Source organism: Pseudocolwellia agarivorans (assembly GCF_002000085.1).
In the GTDB taxonomy this organism is placed as follows: Bacteria; Pseudomonadota; Gammaproteobacteria; order Enterobacterales; family Alteromonadaceae; genus Pseudocolwellia; species Pseudocolwellia agarivorans.
The window spans coordinates 79,056-100,763 of sequence record NZ_MUZU01000010.1 but is presented as its reverse complement, the minus strand read 5'-3'; the positions used below and the strand labels follow the sequence as shown (position 1 = coordinate 100,763).

Sequence of the window (21,708 nt, the reverse complement as noted above, 5' to 3'; positions counted from 1 at the left end):
AAAACTCATATAAAACTAGAATAAATATTCTAAAGTTAAAATACTTTAAAAAAAAACGCTTCCAATTTAAGGGCATAATAATCAAAATACGCGCCATTAGATTTAAATATGCAGAAAAATAGGATTTTAAGTATGACTTCTCGCTTAAGAGAACAAGTTGCTATCGTAACAGGTGGTGCTGACGGCATCGGACAATCAATAGTAAAATTATTTTGTGATCAAGGCGCTAAAGTATGTATTGCCGATATAAATGAAGATTTAGGAAATGAATTCGCCAACCAATTAACAAGCCAAGGCTACAAAGCTCTTTTTGTAAAAACAGATGTAAGTGATCTTGATTCAGTTAATAACATGGTAAACGAAACTAATAAAAAATTTGGCGCTCCTACTATTTTAATTAATAACGCAGGTATTATTTATCAAAGTAAAGATCCTTTAGCTGTAACTAAAGATCAATGGGACAAAAGCATTTCAGTTAATGTAGAAGGTATGTGGAATTGTGCAAAAGCTGTTTTACCTTATATGAAAGCGGCTCGTTCTGGCAGTATTGTCAATTTAGGCTCTGTACACTCTTTCAATATAGTACCAGAACACTTCCCTTATGCAGTAACTAAACATGCAATCATTGGTTTAACCAAAAACTTAGCTGTAGAGTTTGGTGAGTTTAATATTCGTGTTAACACCCTTTGCCCTGGTATGACAGAAACACCGGCAGCCTTTAAGTGGTTTGCAGAATCTGGTGATGCCGAAGCAACCAGGAAAGCAATGGGTGATATTCATCCACTTAAGCGTAACGCATCGTGTGAAGAAATAGCGTATCCAGCACTATTTTTAGCAAGTAATGAATCTAGCTTTATGACAGGTCAAAGCCTTATTATAGATGGCGGCCGTTCGATTGTTTATCAGTAGATAGTTACTTTAAAATCAGATACATAAAAAGACGATTAATTTTCATTAACCGTCTTTTTTGTATCAAATTCATTCATCAATCATACAAAGTTAATTCTGCTAACCGCTCATCAAGAATCGAAATCATCTTTTTATATTCTTGTGAATCAACGTCTCGATAATCAAGATTAAATGTATCGGCTGAAATACCTTCTGGTATGCCGTGAATTTCAGGCATAAAGTCACTTTCTTCAATATTTTTACTGAGTATTTTCTGTAATCGCAGTGCTGATGTTTCTGACGTTGTTGCTAATTTCGCTAAACGAGTTCCGGCCCTATCAGCCATTAAATCGGCGAAGCTAAAACCACTACCTCCAGGATTACTATCTAAAAACTCTTTAATTTCACCAATGGCATCGCTTGCAGAGCTATTACCGAATAACTGTAAGGCAACAGAATAAATAAAATGTTTTTGTAAGTCTATACGGTTACGCAAAGTCACTTTGTTTCTTAAAAAGTTTCGTTTTCGTATTTGCGCATCAGTTAAATTTGAAACATCGCCAACAAGTAATTCAAAAGCGTCTGAACCAAAATAAAGAGCTAACGCCATTAGCGCTGAGTAGTTTTCTTGTACCGCACGTTTTTTATTTTGTGATTGACTAGTATTTGCTAAAGAGGTTTGTTGATGCGCTAACGTAAACATAAACTGAATGTAGTAAGCAAGTTTTCTATTATTACTGGCTGAATTTTCTAACTGATCTAAATATTCAGCTAAAGCATGATGATAAAACTTGATTTTGGGTACATCACCAAAAAGAGCAAGGTTGTCTCTCAAAGCAAAAAGCGCTGATGAACCTTTGTTTAATTCATTCATTTCTTGAGGAATAAATAAACTTGTACGTATATGTTGATCGTTTAGCTTAACCCATTGCACCATAGAAACTAAGTTTGTTCCGAGCTTATCTTGTATAAACCAATCAAGAAACCAACGGCTAAAAGATACCAGTTGGTTACCTGAAAATGTTAAGCCCCCCACATTCACATCTCCAATATTTATACCTTTATCAGAAGGATGTAGATCTCCAGAAATATTTAAATATTTAAAAGCCTTAGGAAAAGGTAACTCAATTGACATTTTAATTTTAGCCGCTTCATTTTGAATAATAACATCAGATGAAATTTGTGGAAAAGCTCGATTGAGCAAGGCATTCAAACCATTGATTTCGGTTTGAGATAAAGACAATAAAACAGGTTGCTTCTTATTTTTTAAAGACTCTATAAAACGTTTCGCTGCCACTTTACTTTGGGTCGCCGCTTGCACATTAACGGTGTTGTTATTTTTAAATTGAGGTTGGGATTGCAAAGCAAGAAAGCTCACTACACTAATAAAAATAACACTAGTAATAATGAGCAAACCTAATATTTTAAATGCTAATTTCAAGAAACACCTAACAAAACAAATAATAAAATATGATAAAAGTTAACTATTCAGAAGTATCGTCTTGACTAATACGACTCGCCACAGCGCCCTTCTGACCTTTATATTTAGCATCATCTCTTTTATTGTATGGACGTAATGCACTACTCGACATTGTTTCAAAGTTTAATGCCGCAATTTTCATTTTTGGGCGTAAAGCCAATGGTAATTTACCGCTGTTATAAAACTCTAAAACAATTTGGCCTGACCAGCCGGGATCAATTCTATGTGCTGTAACGTGTACCATTAAGCCTAAACGCGCTAATGACGAACGACCATCTAACCAACCGACTATATCATCAGGTAAAGTTACTGACTCATAAGTTACCGCTAAAGCAAGTTCACCAGGGTGTAAGAAAAAAGCCTCGCCATCTTCAATATGAATTTCATCGCTCATCACCGAGTTCATGGCTTTTTGCATTTCAGCTTTTGGCCCACTTAAGTCGATATAAGGGGCTGTATGTTCTTTAAAAACTCTAAATTCGTTGCCGAGTCTAATATCAACACTTACCCCTGAGATCATTGTAATATCAGGCATTGGTTCGATACAAATTCTTCCATCGCTAATAGATTTTTCTATATCTTTATCAGACAGTCTCATACTTTTTCTTCTATGATTATTTGGCGTTTATATGATTTTTAATTGGCAATTATTCGTTGCTAAAACATATTTCTGCTGTATTAGGGCTTCTTGCATCAAGCTGATAAAACAACTCAGATGCTACATTGCGCGCTAGTTTACGGTATAACAGGGTTATATCGCTAGTGCTATTTTGTAAAACTGACGCGTTACCGTTATCAACGTCTTGCCTTATGTTTATATTTAAAGGCAACTGGCCTAAAAGAGGTATATCTTTATCTTTTGCAGTATGTACACCACCGTTTTCACCAAAAAGATGTGATTGATGACCACAGTTTTCACATACGTGGTAACTCATGTTCTCAACTAAACCTAATACAGGTACTTTAACTTTATCAAACATAGTAATGCCTTTGATAGCATCTGTTAGCGCTATATCTTGCGGCGTAGTAACCACAATAGCCGCAGCAACAGGCACGCTTTGCGACAAAGTTAATTGAATATCACCTGTACCTGGAGGCATATCAACAATAAGATAATCTAAATCAGGCCAAAGTGTTTCATTTAATAATTGGCTGAATGCTCGACTTGCCATAGGTCCACGCCAAACCGTTGCATCTTCATCTCCTACCAAAAATCCTACCGACATAGCCGTAAGACCATTAGCGTCAAGGGGGGTTATTGATTTACCATTGCTCGACGAAGGTTGCTGCCCTTTAAGCCCCAACATAGTAGGAAGTGACGGCCCATAAATATCGGCATCTAAAATTCCTACGGTGCTCCCCTCTGCAATTAATGCATAAGCGAGATTAACAGCTGTTGTAGATTTACCCACACCACCTTTACCTGAGGTAACCGCAATAATGTTACTGATACCTTTTAAGGAATGTTGCCTTACCGGCTTAATTTGATAATCAGGTTTAATAATGGTGGTTTGATTAAGCAACTCAGTTAATGCGTCACTCATCTCATCTAATTCGCCATCACAAGGAAAAGGTAAATCAACATTAATAACGATACAGCTATCAATTAAAACAATATGAGGAACCGAGCTAATTTTAAGTATTCCATCAGGAAAACAATCGCTGTGGTATTCAGTTAAAAAACTCATAATCAAATCTTGCGATTCTTGAGGTACGGTTTTACTAGAAAAAAACTTAGAGAACATGGTTTTCAGGCACTTTATCGAACTAATACCAATAAGATTAATTAATTGGTCACTTAGCGAGAATTATTAATGAAAAGTATCTGTAAATTCTGTACCATTCTCCCCATAATTACCACCTTAAATATGTAAACTTTATATGTCTGAATCAAAGTCATCTCAGCTAACGACTGAAAAACGAAAAATATTAGCAACATGTGCCCTACCTTACGCCAATGGTTCTATCCATTTAGGCCATTTACTTGAACATATTCAAACAGATATTTGGGTACGTTTTCAACGAATGCGTGGTCACGAAACTTATTTCGTTTGTGCTGATGATGCACATGGCACACCAATCATGCTTAAAGCTCAAGAGCTAGGTGTGACACCTGAAGAAATGATTGCAGGTGTGCGTGAAGAACATATGGCTGACTTTGCTGACTTTTATATCAGTTTCGACAATTACCATTCTACCCACAGCAAAGAAAATGAAACCTTTGCTCACGAAATTTATAACAGCTTACATGCTAACGGCCATATAAAAACGCGTATTATCTCGCAATTATATGATCCAGAAAAAGGTATGTTTTTACCTGATCGCTTTATTAAAGGCACATGTCCTAAATGTAAGAGCGAAGATGAAAACGGCGACAGCTGTGACAACTGTGGTGCAACTTACTCACCTACCGATGTGATTAATCCTCGTTCTGTTGTATCTGGTGCAACTCCGGTATTAAAAGATTCGGAGCATTACTTTTTTGATTTGCCAGCGTTTGAAGAAATGCTACAAAACTGGACGCGCAGTGGTGCGTTACAAGAAGAAATGGCCAACAAACTTGCAGAATGGTTTGAGTCTGGACTTAACCAATGGGACATCAGCCGTGATGCTCCCTACTTTGGGTTTGAAATTCCCAATGCCCCCGGTAAATATTTCTACGTTTGGTTAGACGCTCCTATTGGTTACATGGGAAGCTTTAAAAACTTATGTGAGAAAGCTAACATCGACTTTGATAGCTTTTGGAATAAAGATTCTGACGCTGAGCTTTACCACTTTATCGGTAAAGACATCATCTATTTCCACAGCCTATTTTGGCCTGCCATGTTAGAAGGCGCAGGTTACCGTAAGCCTACTTCTGTTTTTGCTCACGGTTTTGTTACCGTTAATGGCGCTAAAATGTCTAAATCTAAAGGCACCTTTATTAAAGGTCGTACTTATTTAGAGCATTTAAATCCAGAATACTTACGCTATTACTACGCAGCTAAATTAACTAGCCGTATTGATGACTTAGATTTAAACCTAGAAGATTTCGCACAACGTGTAAATTCTGACTTAGTCGGTAAAGTGGTTAATATAGCTTCTCGTTGTGCTAGCTTTATTTCAAAACGTTTCGACGGCATGTTATCAACCAATATTGATGACCAAGCGCTAGCTGACGAAGTAATGAATGCTGGCGACAGCATTGCGCAACATTATGAAAACCGTGACTTTAGTCGAGCTATGCGCGAAATAATGGCATTAGCCGATAAAGTGAATGAATACATTGCGATAAAAGAACCATGGCAGTTAGTTAAAGACGAAGCAAAACAACAAGAAGTACAAGATATTTGTTCGCTTGGTATTAACATGTTCCGTACGTTAATGATCTACTTAAAACCGGTTCTACCTAAGCTTGCCGAAAGTACAGAAGCATTCTTAAATGATGAGTTACTTTGGGAAGGTCATAAAGTTTTATTAACGGATCATAAAATTAATAAGTTTAAAGCCTTATTACAACGTGTTGATATGGACAAAATCAATGCGATGACAGATGCATCAAAAGATAATCTAGCGGCGAAAGAAGAAGCAGCAAAACCAGCAAAAGAGAAAAAGAAAAAGCCAGCTGCAGTTGAAAAACCTAAAATGGATTTCAACAACCCGTTAGCTTCAGATCCTATTTCTCCAGAAATTAGTTTTGATGATTTTGCCAAAATCGATTTACGTATTGCAAAAATCGTTAAAGCTGAACATGTTGAAAAAGCCGATAAACTATTAAGATTAGAACTTGCTTTAGATTCAGTTGAAGGTGGTGAAACTCGCCAAGTATTCGCAGGGATAAAATCAGCTTATCAGCCTGAAGATCTTATTGGTAAGTTAACTGTGATGGTGGCTAACTTAGCTCCACGTAAAATGCGCTTTGGTATGTCTGAAGGCATGGTATTAGCAGCAGGCCCTGGCGGTGAAGACTTATGGATATTAAATCCAGAAGACGGCGCTCAACCAGGCATGCGCGTTAAGTAACAATAAAGCTGCATTGAGTGACCATTTAATTATGGTCACAAAAGTAAGGCGAACTTTTGTTCGCCTTACTTGTCTTTAACAACGAATATATTTCGTTAACTACCTAAATGGAACTGCAATGAAAAATACATTTTTAACCTTACTCTCTTTATCATTGCTAACAAGCTGTAGTAGTAACTTTGACAGCTCAACGAATTTAGATGCAGAAAATTTTACTAACTACTTTGCTCCGTCAAATGTAACCATTTACACATCTACAGATGAATTTAAAACGCAATATAAATATATGGGTTTAGTTGAAGGTGAAAATTGCCAAGCTAAAGCACATCATGCAAAACCTGATGACGTTATGGCAAGAACAGAAGCCAGAAAAAAAGCCTATCAGCTTAAGGCAAACGCGATTATTTTTACAGGTTGCGCTTTATTACCTGATGAAAGCACAGCTAAACAATGTATCGCTTCAACCGTATGTTACGGCCAAGCTTATTATGTAGAACCGACTTCACCGAAAAATTAATATGTCTCAAAGCATATCACTGAATTATATAGGTAGCGTTTCATCACCCTATAAAGAAAAATTCGCCATTCCCAGGCAACCCGGCTTAGTCACTGCAGCCAAAGGAAGTATTACGCTCTTAGGTGATGCTAATACCGTAGATGTTATTCGAGGGCTAGAGGCATTTAGTCATATCTGGGTGATATTTGTTTTTCATGGTACACAAGATCAAGGATGGAAACCTTTAGTTAGACCACCACGCTTGGGTGGTAATGCTAAAATAGGCACTTTAGCTACACGCTCTACTTTCAGACCAAATCCAATTGGTATGTCTGTTGTTAAACTCGACAGCATTGAAGTGATTAATAGCCTAGAAAGCACAACACAAACTAAAAGCGTCATACTGAATATTTCAGGACTCGATTTATTAGACGGTACACCTGTTATCGATATAAAGCCTTACATTCCTTATTCAGACGCAATTGTTGACGCGCAAGCAAGTTACGCACAAGAAACTCCTAGCAAAGAAATTTCTATTAGCTTTAATGATGAAGCGACACAAACACTAAAAAGATTAAACAAAAAGTACCCAGAACTAAAAGCCTTTATTTGCCAGGTACTAGAGCAAGATCCGAGACCTGCTTATAAACAAAATAAGAAAGACGACAAAGTATATGGCATGGCGCTTTATAACTTAAATATTCAATGGCAGTTCGTGTCTTTATACGACATTAACGTCATTAATATTAACCATAAGCATGATAAACATTAAAAATGCCCACTAAGCCTTTGATAGAACTTCCTTTACTTGCCGCTATTTGGGGCGCTTCATTTATATTCATGAAAATAGGAAGTCCAGAATTCGGTCCTATTTTATTTATGGCTATGCGAACCTTAGTCGCAAGCTTATTTTTAATTCCGCTTCTTTTTATTACTAAAAATCAATCAGTGCTGTCAGGCTATTGGGGAAAAATTTTTATTGTGGGTTCATTAAATACAGCCATACCTTTTGTTTTATTTGGTTGGGCAACCTTAACCCTTTCCGCAGGTAATACCGCAGTACTTAATGGTACAACTCCTATGTTTGGCGCATTAGTCGCTTATTTTTGGTTAAAAGATACATTAAGCATGAGTGCAATTTTAGGTGTATGTATAGGCTTTTTAGGTGTGTACTTTTTAATGTTCGACAAAATATCAAATGAAAACACTCATGTGATACTACCTACACTAGCCATTATGTTGGCGGCTTTATGCTACGGTATTTCAGCCAACTACACCAAAATGTATTTAGGTGGAATTAGTCCTTTAGCACTTGCTGCGGGTAGTCAAATAAGTGCTACCGTACTTTTATTGCCCGCAAGTATGTTTTTCTTACCTGAAACAATACCTTCATCATCTGCGATATTTTCTGTTATCACCTTAGGTATAATCTGTACGGGCGTTGCTTACATACTATTTTTTAGATTAATAGCGGCCTTAGGACCAACTAAAGCAATATCAGTTACCTATTTAATTCCTGTATTTGGCATTGTTTGGGGAATTATTTTTCTCAATGAAACCATAAGCTATTGGACAGTATTCGGCGCAACACTTATTTTATTAGGTGTAGCGTTAACAACAGGTGTCATTAAATTAAAATCTTCGAAAGCACTCGCAAACTAAGGACTCGGCATGGAGTTAATGAAAAATGGATTATCGCAGCCTGCTATTTGCCGGATCAGTAATGCGTTATCTCATGTACTCACTGATTTTAATAGTAAAAGCTTTGAAAATTCCTGCTTAAACGGATTAGATACGTTAGAGCTTAAAGAACGCGTTAACCATATAATTAAAGTACTTCATCAACACTTACCCAATAATTTTAAAGAAGCAGCGAATGTTCTTATAAGGATTAAAGAGGTATGGGATTTTGGCGATGCTGACGATCCATTAAAAAGCTTCGCCGCTTGGCCTATTATTGATTACTTTAGTGAATATGGATTAGATCACCCAAAAGAATCTTTAGATGGGCTTAAACAACTGACTCATTTATTTTCTGCTGAGTTTGCTATACGCGCTTTTATTGTTAAGTATCCACAATATTGCCACGAACAATTTAGCTTATGGGTTAAAGATGAAAGTGCAGATGTGAGACGATTAGTTTCTGAAGGAACAAGGCCTAAACTGCCTTGGGGAATACAACTCAAACAATTTGTTAGTGACCCAACCCCCAATATACCGCTACTCGATTGCTTAAAATCTGATGCTAGCTTGTATGTACGACGCTCTGTTGCAAATCATTTAAATGACATTACAAAAGATCATCCTAATTTAGTAATAAACACCTGTAAAAAATGGGCTACGTTAAACAATAAAAGCGTTGACTGGGTAATAAAACATGCCACCAGAACCTTAGTTAAAGCGGGTAATCCTGAGGTGTTTCCTTTATTAGGCTTTACTGAAAACCCTCAAATTACAATAGAAGCGATTGAACTATCCAACAATCAAATAAAACTAGGTGAATCAGTAACCTTTAGCGCGAATATAAAAGCAAACAGTAATAGCATTCAAAGTATTGTTATTGATTACGCAATTCACTTTGTTAAAGCTAATGGTAAACAACAAGCAAAAGTCTTTAAACTAAAAAATATCACCATAAAACCAAACGAATTGGTTAATCTTAAAAAGTCATTTTCATTCAAACCTATAACAACACGTAAGTACTATCAAGGTGAGCATAAAATCACACTCTTAATTAATGGTAAAGAGCTTATATCTAAAAGCTTTGATGTAGTTTAAATGAAATAAAATTCTATTATATAGAATAATTATTTAATTTTTATCATGTAAAACAACATACTATTGATAGCACAATAATACATATCCATTATAACGATATTTTATAAACCACTATATACATCGTGATTTAAATTGGGTATAAACATTAGGTTGTAATAGTACAGTCATAAAAATGAAGTATTATATTCACATAGAAATTCATTATTTAAGTAATACTCTTTTAATGAATAAACATAATAATAAATTTATGTAATACAAATTCTGTTAATAAACAGCGCTATTTTAACAATAAAAATAACCAATAAAATTAATGGAATAGGTATAAGTCCTGTTTTGAATTATAAATAGGCAAACAAACAACAGTAAAATCTAAGGTTGATTTAAAACAAACATTATTTGTAATAAATTAGCCATAATGATTTCTTATAATCGCGCCAATGAAATAACTTAAGGGATTTTTTAATGTCTTCATCTCGAATGAGAAATGCACAACACAAAGCATTTATTCCATCGTCTGCTCGTGAGAACCAGTATTTATTAGCTAAATTTTATGTAACTGACGAGCTTATTGCTAAATTTTCTGATGCATCAGAAAAAGATTCAGCTCAACCTTATTTATCTTTTTATAAAAAACTTTCAAAAATATTTTTTGATATTAACGAAAAATTACATATTGAGAGTGGTCAGTTTGTCGGTAACGATAAATTTACACGAGTTAGATTTAGCCCAGAAAAAATAACAGCACAAACAAATCAACAAATACTTTTTTTATATAACTCTCTATACCACCAAAGTGAGCACGCTTATTTCGACGGTAGTAAAAGAGCTAAAAAAATTACGTTAGTCTTTTTATCTAACGGCTCAGATATCCGCCATGATTCAGCTAAATTTCATAGAAAAGTGTTAAAAGCTGTTACACAATTTGCAGAACAAACGGGGATTGAAAAAAATAAATTCCGTGTGTGTGATCACCAACATTTAACATTTGATCTTTTCTCTAAAGAAAAAGGTGATGAAGGTTTACAAGTACACAAACTTAGACCATTAAGTAAAAGATATGCAACAGACGGTGTTATTTTACCTGAAGACGATAGTGCATTAACTTACGCTGTAGCAGATATTCGCTTTAATCGTAGAATTAAGCAACTTGTTGATAAAAAAGAGTTAGACAATGAAAATTATAATGCACTTTATAGTTTAATTGCCGATGCGTTTATTAGTTCTGCTAAGCAATATAATTTAAATAATGGTGCTGTTATTGCTAATGGTTTAGTACCTATTGTAAGGGTAACTGAAGAAGAGTTTGTTTCTACAAATGGAGAGCTTATCAACTTAGGTTACAACCCTGAACATGATGCCTGTGGTTATACATGTAAATGGAATGCTGATAAGTTAGTTGATAAAATTCAATTTGTATTTGTTGCGACTAAAGCAGATAGAACATCGCATGGTTACGGTAAGTTCTTAAACCAAGTTGAAGATACATTAGAGCTATTAGCGAAAAAACTAGATTTTGTTAAAGATAAAGAACAATTAATTGTTCGTATTAATCAACATGTTGGTTTTGATTACTAACTTTTTATTTTAAATAAAAAATAAAAAACGCCATTTAATTTTTAAATGGCGTTTTTTTATATTAAATTTTTACCTTACAGCCCAATATTTTACTTCCTGATCATCTAAATAAGCTTCTGCATTTTCGCCTTGTAATAAAGATAATGTTGCTAAAATACCTGCCTGTACACATTGCTCGGAAGAAACTGTGATTGATCTAGGCGCATTAATAATTGACCAACCCGTTTTAGCATTAAGAATATGGCTATAACGCACACCATCTTTTAATAAAAAACGCTTAGCATTACCACTGGTTGCTAATGCGCCTTGATATAGCGAAACCACCATATTAGTTTTATTCTCAAAACCGGGATGTTCGACACCAATAACCCAAGGCTTATTATTCTCTCTCGGTTTTGTAGCAGCTAAGTCTCCCCCCAAATTAATTAAAATAGGATATTCTGTTATTTCTTTAGCTAAAAGAATACAACGATCTACTGCGTACTCTTTACCTATACCACCAAAATCAATTTCCATACCGCTTGGCAACGTAATGGCTTGTTGGGCAAACTTGACTTTATTCCAACCAATTAAAGGTAAAACAGCCTCAACCTGTGCTTTATCAGGAATATTATCACTACCGTTAAATACCCATACTTTACGTAAAATTCCTGATGTAATATCAAATAAACCATCACTAAGCTCATAGCATACATTGGCGAAATTCAGTAATAGATATGTTTCCTTATCAATAGAAACTGTTTGACCTTGGCTACTATTAATTAAACTACAAACACTGTGAGGATCGTACCGGCTATATTTATCTTCAATACGCCAAACTTCATCTGTAATAATACAGGCTAAATTATTGACCAAATTTTCTAGTATTTCTGTTGTATGTGAGTCACTAGGAATTTCAATTAATACTTCACAAGGGCTTGCCATTGCTGAAAATAAAAGCCGATATTCATTCTTATCTTTTTCAATAGTAAACTTTCTAGCATGTTGCACTTTTCATTCACCCATCTAGGTTACGCGTTACAAATAAAATTCAATTATATTAACAATATATAATTAACGACTTGTAGTTTGCACACTATCAAATTCGATAGAGAAATCTTCAATCACATCAATTCCTTGCTGATTTTCTATCGTTATTTCAAATAAAATTATCCAACGCATATTTTTTTCACTACAACTCCCTAACATAGTATTTGCTACATAATACGTTAGATTAATCTTTTCATAAGACTCCTTTTTAACCTGATCAACTTCAAAAAATAATGGAATTTTTCCCATAAACATATTTTTCCCCTCCATGTGAGCAGAAATATTTTTAATAGGAAATTTACTTTTTGAGATTAAAACGATATCAAAAGGATTTTCAGTAACGACAGGTTCAACATTGAACAAAATAGAAAAATCACCTATAGATGAATTAATCAAGCAAGGCATCTGTGTTGATATACACTTAGGCTCTATTGTTTCATTTTTGTATTTTTCATTTTGTCCACATCCTAGAAAACAAAATACAAAAAATGCAAATAGAAATAGAATTGTTTTAATTTTAATCAATTTTTTTACTACTTATTATCACTATAATTAATAATTTACGCTATTTTAGCCTTGTTTTTAATCGTCAATCGTTTTTTTTATGATTTAGAACAATATTTCAACCTTTGAGTAATGACATTAGTCGATTAAATGTCTATCATTTCGCCCAGTTTTCTAAGGATTGTGTAAATTCTCATTTCTAGACTATAAATACTAGTTAGGAATACGTAATATTTAATTTATACATGATAAGAAACGTCAAAATAATTAATAATTTAAATGTGGAACCAAAACATGAGTCAAAGTAATACGTCGACAGTTGATTACAACATGAATGTTGTACGTCAATTTACTGTTATGACTGTCATCTGGGGATTCGTAGGTACATTAATAGGTGTTCTTATTGCTGCGCAATTAATTTGGCCAGCATTAAACTTTGAAACACCTTGGTTAACTTACTCCCGTTTACGCCCTCTTCATACCAATGCTGTTATTTTTGCATTTGGTACTAGCGCCTTATTTGCCACTTCGTATTACGTTGTGCAAAGAACCTGTAAAGTAGCCTTGTTTGGTGGAAAACTTGTCCCTTTTACTTTTTGGGGCTGGCAAGCAGTTATTATATTAGCCATTATTACTTTACCTATGGGTTACACCAGTAGTAAAGAATATGCAGAATTAGAATGGCCAATTGATATTTTAATTGCTGTTGTTTGGGTTTCATATGCTACTGTATTTTTTGGTACGGTAGTCAAACGAACAACGTCTCATATTTATGTAGCAAACTGGTTCTTTGGTGGTTTCATATTAACGGTTGCTGTTTTACATATCGGTAACAGCATGGTTATTCCTGTATCCATGATGAAATCTTATTCAATATACTCAGGTGCTATTGATGCAATGATGCAGTGGTGGTACGGACATAATGCCGTTGGATTCTTATTAACGGCTGGTTTCCTAGGTATGATGTACTACTTTGTTCCTAAACAAGCTGAGCGCCCTGTTTATTCTTACCGTTTATCTATTGTTCATTTCTGGGCTTTAGTATCTTTGTATATTTGGGCTGGTCCACATCACCTTCATTACACAGCTTTACCAGACTGGGCTCAATCAGTAGGTATGGTTATGTCTATCGTTTTATTCTTACCTTCATGGGGTGGAATGATTAACGGTATTATGACGTTATCAGGCGCGTGGCATAAACTTCGTCACGATCCTATTCTTCGTTTCTTAATTGTTTCATTATCTTTCTACGGTATGTCTACGTTTGAAGGTCCTATGATGGCAATTAAATCAGTTAACGCACTTTCTCATTACACCGATTGGACTATCGGCCATGTACACTCTGGTGCTCTAGGCTGGGTTGCTATGGTTTCTATTGGTGCTATGTACCATTTAATCCCCGTTCTATTTAACCAAGGCCGTATGTACAGTATTCGTTTAATCAACATTCATTTCTGGATGCACACTACAGGTATTGTTCTTTATATTGTAGCTATGTGGATTTCTGGTGTAATGCAAGGCTTGATGTGGCGTGCTGTAAATGCTGACGGTACATTGACATATAGCTTTGTTGAAAGCTTAACAGCTTCATACCCATTCTACTTTATTCGTTTTGTTGGCGGTGTTTTAGTTGTAGCAGGTTTTGGTTTAATGATTTTCAACATGATTAAAACAATCTACGCACCAGATAACAGTCTTAAAAAAATAGAAATGGCATAAGGAGGCAGTAATGAAAAACAAACATGAAAGTTTAGAAAAAAACGTTGGTCGCTTCTTTATCTTCACTATTATGGCAATTAGTATCGGTGGTCTAGTTGAAATCACACCGTTATTTTTCCAAAAAGCGACAACAACACCTGTTGATAACTTAAGAGCTTATACTGCGCTTGAAATGGAAGGTAGAGACATTTACATCCGTGAAGGTTGTAACGTATGTCATAGCCAAATGATCCGCCCTCTTCGTGCAGAAACAGAACGTTACGGACATTATTCTGTTGCAGGTGAATCTGTATGGGAACATCCATTTTTATGGGGTTCAAAAAGAACAGGACCAGATCTAGCTCGTGTTGGTCAACGTTATAGTGATGACTGGCACAAAGCGCATTTAATTGATCCTCGTTCAGTTGTTCCAGAATCAAACATGCCAAGCTTTAAATGGTTAGATGAAAATTACTTAGATGGTAATTTAACCGCTAAAAAATTAGAAACATTTAACTTTTTAACAAGAAACCGTAGCCATAAAGATGAAAATGGTAATGCTATTCCTCTTTATACTCCTGAAGAAATAGCCAATGCGAAAGCAGCTGTTAAAGGCAAAAAAGAGATAGATGCACTTGTTGCGTATCTTCAATCTCTTGGCCATGCGTTGAGATAATAGTATGGATTACGGAACGCTTCGAGGGGCTTTTGCCCTACTAATTTTGGCACTATTTATCATCATAGTGGTTTGGTCTTACAGCAAAAAAAGGAAATCAGCATTTGATGATGCTGCAAATTCTATTTTTGAAGAAGATGATGTAAAAACAAATGTATCGAACCAAAATGTTGAAAGTAAACAAGCAGGAGACAAAAACTAATGTCTAGCTTTTGGAGTATGTGGGTTACTGTTCTTTCCCTAGGCACGTTAGTAGGATGTTACTTTCTACTACGTATGTGTTTAAAGAACTTCGCTGGTGTTCCTGAAGGTGAGTCAATGGGGCACACTTTTGATGGCATCGAAGAATTAAACAACCCTCTTCCTAAATGGTGGAGTACGTTTTTCTTAGCAACAATTATTTGGGGCTTTGGCTACTTACTTCTTTATCCTGGATTAGGAAATTGGGAAGGTTTATTAGGTTGGAAAAGCTCTAACCAAGGTATATTAAACCTTGAAGAATCTAAGGCGAAAACAGCTGAATATTTAAAAGAAGGCTCAAACGTCTTAGTACAATACGATCGTGAAGTACACGCTGCAGATGAAAAATACGGTCCTATATTTGAAGCTTATGCTGCGCGTAGCATTGAAGAGCTAGCCGCAGATAAAGAAGCATTAAAAGTTGGACAACGTTTATTTTTACAAAACTGTTCACAATGTCATGGTTCTGATGCTCGTGGTACAACAGGCTTCCCTAATCTAGCCGATAAAGACTGGTTATACGGTGGCTCACCAGAAGCTATTAAAACCACTATTTTACACGGTAGAAAAGCTAACGGTATGATGGCGTGGGAAACAGCTCTTGGCGGCGATAAAGGCGTTAAAGAAGTTGCTGCTTATGTGATGAGTTTAAGTGGTAGAGAAGTTGACCCTACTCTTGCGTCAGCAGGTAAACCTAAGTTTCAAATGTGTGCGGCTTGTCATGGCCCTGAAGGTAAAGGTAGTTTAGCTATGGGGATTCCTCTTGGCGCACCTAACTTAACTGACAACATATGGTTATACGGCGGTTCAAAGCGTGTTATAGAACAATCTATTAAAAATGGTCGCGCAGGTGTTATGCCAGCTTGGGCTAATATTTTAGGTGAAGAAAAAGTTCACGTAATTAGCGCTTATGTTTATAGCTTGTCTCAAGATTAGTTAACAATATTTATCATTTGAAATAAACCCAGTTTATTTCACTAAAAACGCTTAATGTTTTGCATTAAGCGTTTTTTATTACCCTTCTCTTTCTCATGCTTTTCTTTATTTTTCTAATGTTAATAGATGATCTAAACTGGGTTTAAGAGATACTTAGCGGATTGAAATATAAAATAATTTTATTTAGCCTCTAGCTTTATAGTTTTTCTTAATTCAAGGCAAGTTTCGCGTCAATAACTGGTTCTATTGCAAGTAAATTTAACGCAGAAATTAGGGAAAATAGCTGCTAGAAAAGCATTTGTTAAGTCGAGCTTTTAAATTAATTGGCTAACATTCATTAACCCGAGTTGAGGTTAATTAAAAAAGAGTCAGGTTTTAGCAGGCATGTATATCTAAGGAATAAGAATAGAGATTAAGAGTAAAATATACTCAAAGTTTTATAAAATCGAAACTTTGAGTATAAACATAAATATGATTAGTCTTGATTTTCAGGGTAACCTGATGGCCAAACTACTGGCACATTATCAAATAACTTTCTAATTTCTTTAACTAAAGCTTGGTTTACTGGTTTTTCTGCCCATTCAATATTTTTAACAATATTAACAGGATTGGCTGTTCCAACTAACGTTGAAGAGATTGCAGGATGATCTATAGCATATTGCAAAGCAACTTCAGTAATATCTACGCCTTGGCTTTGACAAAGTTTGACTGCCTTTTGACAAGCATCAAGTAATTGTTGATTACCCGGATGCCACTCTGGCGCACCACGATTCGTTAATAGCCCCATACCTGTAGGCGAAGCATTAATAATACCTACGCCTTTTTCTTCAAAAGAAGGAATGATATTAGCTAAAGAATTATCATACAAAGCATAACGGCAATAAGTAAGAATACAGTCAATATCAGCCTGTTTAATGGTTTCAGAAAACATCTTTAACGGGTATCCGGTTACCCCAATGTAACGTACTTTACCTTCTTGTTTTAAGGCTTGTAAACAAGGTAATGCTTCATTAAATATTTGTTCTAAATTACCAAACTCTATGTCATGTAAAAATAAAATGTCGACACCATCAACACCTAAACGATTTAAACTTTCATCTAAACTACTTCTTATTTTTTTTTCTGAAAAATCAAAGTCAGCATACTCAGCACCATAACGCCCAGCTTTGGTAGACAAAATATATTTATCACGTGGTATACCTTTTAGTGCCTTACCTAAAACAGTTTCAGCTTTAGTTAAGCCATAATAAGGTGAAACGTCAATCAAATTAACGCCCATATCAATAGCCGTATGTACCGTTCTGATACCATCATCTTCACTAATGTCTCTAAAAACACTACCTAAAGGTGATGCGCCATAACTTAAACGTGAAACGTTAAGATCAGTTTTACCTAATTTTCTATATTCCATAATGATTTCCTACGTTATTTGATAAAAGGCTAACGCGTTTTTACCAAAAACGTCTTCAAAATTATCTGGGTAATTAACCAGAACAAAGTCTTCAATAATTTTTTTAATTTGTGCATATTCACCGGCAAGTAAACATACAGGCCAATCAGATCCAAACATGATACGCTTTACACCAAAAGCATTAAAAACAACCTCAAGATATTGAGTAAAGTCTTCAGCCTTCCAGTTATGTATATCAGCTTCAGTTACCATGCCTGACACTTTACAATAAACATTCGGGGATTTGGCTAAACTAAACATAGCTTCTTTCCACTGAGAAAAGCCTTCATTAGCTAAAATAGCAGGCTTAGCAATATGATCTACAACAAAGTTTAGTTTTTTAAATTTACTTACTAATTCAATGGTTTGAGGTAATTGATGAGCAAATACTAAAAGATCATAGGTGTACCCTTCTTCCTCAAGAGTTTTTAAACCATTAATAAACTCAGGGGCAAGCATAAAATCACTGTGCTCACCTTGAAGTACATGCCTAAAACCTTTAAGAATCGCTGTATCTTTATATTGCTTCAATTGCTCAGTTAAATTATTACTGCGTAAATCAATCCAACCCACAACAGCTTTTATTATATTGCTTTTCTTCGATAGCTCAATTAACCACTGTGTTTCTTGGTTTGTTTGTCTTGCTTGTACAGCAACACAACCATCAATATTATTTTCGTTTAAAATAGGAGATAAATCTGAAGGTAAAAAATCATGTTTTAATACTTTTTCAGAATCACCGATCCAATCATACTCTTCAGGGCTGTATTGCCAAAAATGTTGATGTGCGTCTATTTTCATAGTTAATCTATTAATCCATTTCAACAACGGCTTTAATTACACCACTGTCAGGTTTCACCCAGTCATCAAATGTTGTTAAGAAATCACTAAACTTAGCGGTGTGTGTAACAAACGACCCACTTTTTGCAGAACCATTTTTTAAACAAGCAACAACATGTTCAAAATCATCTAAAGTTGCATTTCTGCTTCCCAACAAGGTGGTTTCACGTTTATGAAACTCAGGATCTTCAAAGGTTATAGGTGACTTAATAACACTTACAAAAACAATTCGACCACCATGAGCTAAATTAGTAAATGTAGACTCCATCGCTTTAGCATTTCCTGTACAATCTATAATAACAGTAGGAAACTGACCATCAGTTAAATCGCTAAGCTGTTGGGTTACATCACCCAATGCATTTACAGTACCGTCTATTCCGTACTCTTTTACACAAAAATCGAGTTTATCTTGCATAACATCGGAAGCAAATACCTTTGCACCCGCTATTTTAGAAAATTGTAAAGCACCAATACCTATAGGCCCAGCACCTAAAACTAAAACAGTATCTTTCTCATTTATTTGTGCTCTTTTAACAGCATGAGCCCCTATAGCTAAGCACTCTATTAATGCCATATCATTAAAGCTTACGCCTTCAGTAACAACAACTGCAGATTCAGGCACAGCAATATACTCGCACATACCACCGTCGCGGTGAACACCAACTACTTCGATGTTTGTACAACAATTTGGTTTATTATTACGACAAGCAATACACTCACCGCAATGTAAGTAAGGAATGATATAAACAGATGAACCTAAAGGTATATCAACACCATTACCTACCTCATCTACAACACCTGATAATTCATGCCCTAATACCCGAGGATAACTGAAAAAAGGTTGATTACCACCGTATGCATGTATATCTGTGCCACAAATGCCAATAGATTTAACTTTAACAAGCACTTCACCTTTCTTAGGCACAGGCTTGTCCAAAATTTTTGACTCTAAAACGCCAGGCTCTACACATATTATTGTTCTCATAATCGAACAAACTCCAAATAAACAAGTGGTTTTATATTTGATTTTATTCTACCACCATATTTATAAAAATATACTTATTTTTTGAATATGAATACTAAACTTCATATTTAACTTTAATTTCATACCATTTAAAACGTACATAAATAAGCTGGTTCACCAAAAAATTAATAAAACAACCTCTAGTTAAAGGTGTTGCAATCGCTAAAAATCTTGGTATATTTTTTATGAAGCGTCACAATTCAACGATATAAATTTATCTTATACAACTATTAAATGCAGATTCGATTGTTTAAATTTAAATAATTGAGTAATAAAACTAACAATAATTGTATTAAAAATAATAGGACAACAACATGAAAAAAAACGCTCTAACCACTTATAAAATAATGCAATTAGCCACTCTACTTTGTACTTCATTATCATTTCAAAGTTTAGCCTTTAATGATGATCCATTAACCACTTATATTAAAGATGGAGAGTTTGTTGGTAACTGGAAAGGTAATTTAAGTAACAGCCTTAATTGGAATATTCCTATCGTCAATCAAACAGGAGAAACAGAGCGTGGTAACCTTGTTGTATCACCTTCAACAAAAAAGAAAGAAAACGATGCTATACGTTTAAAATGGAAAGGAAAAAAAGTTAAAAATGAATGGGGAGGAAATATACTTAACGATTCAAGCTTTACAATATCAAAACACATGATCAACATTGCATCTATTGAAAATCAAGCAGCATTAATGATTGAACTCAAGGTCAATCGTTCTGCAAAAGACATCACAAACATATCAATGCAGTGTAATTACTCCAATAAGTGTTTAAGTAAATTCTCAGTTAAAGCTATTCTTAATCGATTACCAAAAGGTGAATGGACACAATTACCTATCCCGTTAAATTGTTTTAATAAAGACGGTAATTTTGACTTCAGTAAAGTCACTTCAATCTTTTCAATTGGAACACAAGGGAAGCTCGATATAGAAATTGCTAATATAGGACTGGTAGCATTACCAGCAGGTAGCAAAGGCTGTAAAGCAGACTAAAACAAAAGAAGCCATCAATATGATGGCTTCTTTTACGTACTTGAATGACTCATTTAACTCACATAATATTAGACTTTACGAACAATACCATAGGTTAATGCTTTAGATAATTCTTCTGCAGCCTTTCTTAACTCTTCTATAACTTGATCTATTTTCACAGTTTCAGGTATACGCTGAATAAAAGGTATTGTTAAAGTCGCTACGGCATGGTCATTATCTATAATAGGAAATGAAATATCCGTTACACCATGTACATAGGCACTATCACCTTTGAAAAAACCTTGCTTAGTTACTTTTTTACAATCGTTAACAAAGTGCTTAATTTCATCTTCAGTATGATGTTTATTTAAACGTTTCAGCATAGACTCTTTTTTGTCAGGATTTTGAAAAGCAAATAATATTCTACCAGATGCTGAAAATAATATAGGTCTTCTATAGCCTACTCTAACGGAATAAGACATTACACTAGGTGTTTCAACCCTTGAAATAACAACAATTTGCTCTTGCGACTCTACAGCAATATGGCAAGACATTGCCGTTTTCTCAGCTAAGTCACGCATAATAGGTTGCGCATATTCTAAAATATCTTTAATAGGCTCGTGTTCGGTACCTAATTGAAGTAATTTACGAGTAACTTGGTACCCATCAATATCTTCACTTTTTTCAATATATCCACGTTGTTCAAGTACAAGTATCATACGATATATTTCAGCATTTGAACGACCTAAAATTTCAGCAATAGTTGAAGTACTGTAAGCGGTAGAGTCTTTAGATAATAACTCTAAAATATCTAAGCCTTTCTCTAAAGCCGGAGCTGAATATTTTTTTACAGGTTTGGCATCCATAAATTTTACCTATCTTTAATTTAAGGCTTAAACTAAGCCTATAAAATATAATGTCTACTTTCAGGTAAATTGATTTACCTTGTATGAAGTAGTTATGTATTAACTGTTGTTATTATTCTTTATCCATGAATATTAACACCTTAATAACCCCTTCTCCAATAATTAAAAAGTTTTAAAAGGTATTTTTTGCTTTTCATATATCAATATAACAACAAACCCTTTCTAACAAAAATACGAAGCTATTGACAT

Annotated in this window: 21 protein-coding genes; 12 read left to right on the top strand and 9 right to left on the bottom strand. The window is 34.8% G+C overall.

Going from position 1 to position 21,708, the window contains the following annotated elements; translation table 11 throughout:
• The first annotated feature begins 132 nt into the window (after positions 1 to 132).
• Positions 133 to 909, top strand: a complete 777-nt coding sequence (locus B0X80_RS15270; RefSeq protein WP_077341805.1) for an SDR family NAD(P)-dependent oxidoreductase — start codon at positions 133 to 135, stop codon at positions 907 to 909.
• A gap of 76 nt (positions 910 to 985) precedes the next feature.
• Here B0X80_RS15270 and B0X80_RS15265 read toward each other — a convergent pair whose 3' ends face one another.
• The 3 genes from B0X80_RS15265 to apbC are packed head-to-tail and all read right to left on the bottom strand — an operon-like array spanning position 986 to position 4,113.
• The gene (locus B0X80_RS15265; protein WP_077341803.1) at positions 986 to 2,329 is read right to left on the bottom strand and encodes a YfiM family lipoprotein; all 1,344 of its coding nucleotides are present in this window, start codon (positions 2,327 to 2,329) and stop codon (positions 986 to 988) included.
• 43 nt (positions 2,330 to 2,372) lie between these two features.
• Positions 2,373 to 2,966: a dCTP deaminase gene (gene dcd / locus B0X80_RS15260; RefSeq protein WP_077341801.1), complete on the bottom strand. Its 594-nt coding sequence runs from the start codon at positions 2,964 to 2,966 to the stop codon at positions 2,373 to 2,375.
• Positions 2,967 to 3,015: 49 nt separating this feature from the next.
• Complete coding sequence (gene apbC / locus B0X80_RS15255; protein ID WP_077341799.1) at positions 3,016 to 4,113, bottom strand: iron-sulfur cluster carrier protein ApbC; 1,098 nt, start codon at positions 4,111 to 4,113, stop codon at positions 3,016 to 3,018.
• A 136-nt stretch (positions 4,114 to 4,249) separates the two neighbouring features.
• Between apbC and metG the strand changes: the two genes are divergently transcribed.
• The 6 genes from metG (at position 4,250) to B0X80_RS15225 (ending at position 11,219) form a co-directional block, all read left to right on the top strand.
• A complete protein-coding gene (gene metG, locus B0X80_RS15250) occupies positions 4,250 to 6,370 on the top strand; it encodes a methionine--tRNA ligase (protein WP_077341797.1) in 2,121 nt (706 codons plus the stop codon).
• A 118-nt stretch (positions 6,371 to 6,488) separates the two neighbouring features.
• A complete protein-coding gene (gene rcsF / locus B0X80_RS15245) occupies positions 6,489 to 6,887 on the top strand; it encodes an Rcs stress response system protein RcsF (protein ID WP_077341795.1) in 399 nt (132 codons plus the stop codon).
• Position 6,888: 1 nt separating this feature from the next.
• A complete protein-coding gene (tsaA, locus tag B0X80_RS15240) occupies positions 6,889 to 7,638 on the top strand; it encodes a tRNA (N6-threonylcarbamoyladenosine(37)-N6)-methyltransferase TrmO (protein WP_077341793.1) in 750 nt (249 codons plus the stop codon).
• Between the two features lie 2 nt (positions 7,639 to 7,640).
• On the top strand, positions 7,641 to 8,528 hold the full coding sequence (locus B0X80_RS15235) for a DMT family transporter (protein ID WP_077341791.1): 888 nt from the start codon (positions 7,641 to 7,643) through the stop codon (positions 8,526 to 8,528).
• A 9-nt stretch (positions 8,529 to 8,537) separates the two neighbouring features.
• Positions 8,538 to 9,644 (top strand): DNA alkylation repair protein, encoded by a 1,107-nt coding sequence (locus B0X80_RS15230; RefSeq protein ID WP_077341789.1) that lies wholly within the window; start codon positions 8,538 to 8,540, stop codon positions 9,642 to 9,644.
• A 462-nt stretch (positions 9,645 to 10,106) separates the two neighbouring features.
• Complete coding sequence (locus tag B0X80_RS15225; RefSeq protein ID WP_076419108.1) at positions 10,107 to 11,219, top strand: DUF3083 family protein; 1,113 nt, start codon at positions 10,107 to 10,109, stop codon at positions 11,217 to 11,219.
• A gap of 69 nt (positions 11,220 to 11,288) precedes the next feature.
• Here B0X80_RS15225 and B0X80_RS15220 read toward each other — a convergent pair whose 3' ends face one another.
• Positions 11,289 to 12,209: an FAD:protein FMN transferase gene (locus B0X80_RS15220; RefSeq protein ID WP_245825474.1), complete on the bottom strand. Its 921-nt coding sequence runs from the start codon at positions 12,207 to 12,209 to the stop codon at positions 11,289 to 11,291.
• A gap of 63 nt (positions 12,210 to 12,272) precedes the next feature.
• Positions 12,273 to 12,773 (bottom strand): hypothetical protein, encoded by a 501-nt coding sequence (locus B0X80_RS15215; RefSeq protein ID WP_077341787.1) that lies wholly within the window; start codon positions 12,771 to 12,773, stop codon positions 12,273 to 12,275.
• A gap of 273 nt (positions 12,774 to 13,046) precedes the next feature.
• Here B0X80_RS15215 and ccoN point away from each other — a divergent pair, with 273 nt between their 5' ends.
• From ccoN to ccoP, 4 genes are read left to right on the top strand one after another with little or no spacing between them, the layout of a single operon-like run.
• Positions 13,047 to 14,471 (top strand): cytochrome-c oxidase, cbb3-type subunit I, encoded by a 1,425-nt coding sequence (gene ccoN, locus B0X80_RS15210; RefSeq protein WP_077341785.1) that lies wholly within the window; start codon positions 13,047 to 13,049, stop codon positions 14,469 to 14,471.
• Between the two features lie 10 nt (positions 14,472 to 14,481).
• Positions 14,482 to 15,126, top strand: coding sequence for a cytochrome-c oxidase, cbb3-type subunit II (ccoO, locus tag B0X80_RS15205; protein WP_076419112.1), 645 nt, complete (start codon positions 14,482 to 14,484; stop codon positions 15,124 to 15,126).
• A 4-nt stretch (positions 15,127 to 15,130) separates the two neighbouring features.
• The gene (locus B0X80_RS15200; protein WP_077341783.1) at positions 15,131 to 15,328 is read left to right on the top strand and encodes a cbb3-type cytochrome oxidase subunit 3; all 198 of its coding nucleotides are present in this window, start codon (positions 15,131 to 15,133) and stop codon (positions 15,326 to 15,328) included.
• The gene (gene ccoP / locus B0X80_RS15195; protein ID WP_076419114.1) at positions 15,328 to 16,302 is read left to right on the top strand and encodes a cytochrome-c oxidase, cbb3-type subunit III; all 975 of its coding nucleotides are present in this window, start codon (positions 15,328 to 15,330) and stop codon (positions 16,300 to 16,302) included. The genes B0X80_RS15200 and ccoP overlap by 1 nt, the downstream gene beginning before the upstream one ends.
• Positions 16,303 to 16,777: 475 nt before the next feature.
• Here the strand turns inward: ccoP and B0X80_RS15190 are convergent, their stop codons facing one another.
• From B0X80_RS15190 to B0X80_RS15180, 3 genes are read right to left on the bottom strand one after another with little or no spacing between them, the layout of a single operon-like run.
• Positions 16,778 to 17,713 (bottom strand): aldo/keto reductase, encoded by a 936-nt coding sequence (locus B0X80_RS15190; protein WP_077341781.1) that lies wholly within the window; start codon positions 17,711 to 17,713, stop codon positions 16,778 to 16,780.
• 9 nt (positions 17,714 to 17,722) lie between these two features.
• Complete coding sequence (locus B0X80_RS15185; RefSeq protein ID WP_077341779.1) at positions 17,723 to 18,553, bottom strand: amidohydrolase family protein; 831 nt, start codon at positions 18,551 to 18,553, stop codon at positions 17,723 to 17,725.
• 10 nt (positions 18,554 to 18,563) lie between these two features.
• The gene (locus B0X80_RS15180; protein WP_077341777.1) at positions 18,564 to 19,577 is read right to left on the bottom strand and encodes a zinc-binding alcohol dehydrogenase family protein; all 1,014 of its coding nucleotides are present in this window, start codon (positions 19,575 to 19,577) and stop codon (positions 18,564 to 18,566) included.
• A gap of 353 nt (positions 19,578 to 19,930) precedes the next feature.
• Here B0X80_RS15180 and B0X80_RS15175 point away from each other — a divergent pair, with 353 nt between their 5' ends.
• A complete protein-coding gene (locus tag B0X80_RS15175) occupies positions 19,931 to 20,614 on the top strand; it encodes a putative glycoside hydrolase (protein ID WP_077341775.1) in 684 nt (227 codons plus the stop codon).
• Between the two features lie 68 nt (positions 20,615 to 20,682).
• On the opposite strand, the gene B0X80_RS15170 is transcribed toward B0X80_RS15175, so the two are convergent.
• Positions 20,683 to 21,459, bottom strand: coding sequence for an IclR family transcriptional regulator (locus tag B0X80_RS15170; protein WP_076419119.1), 777 nt, complete (start codon positions 21,457 to 21,459; stop codon positions 20,683 to 20,685).
• Positions 21,460 to 21,708 lie beyond the last annotated feature (249 nt).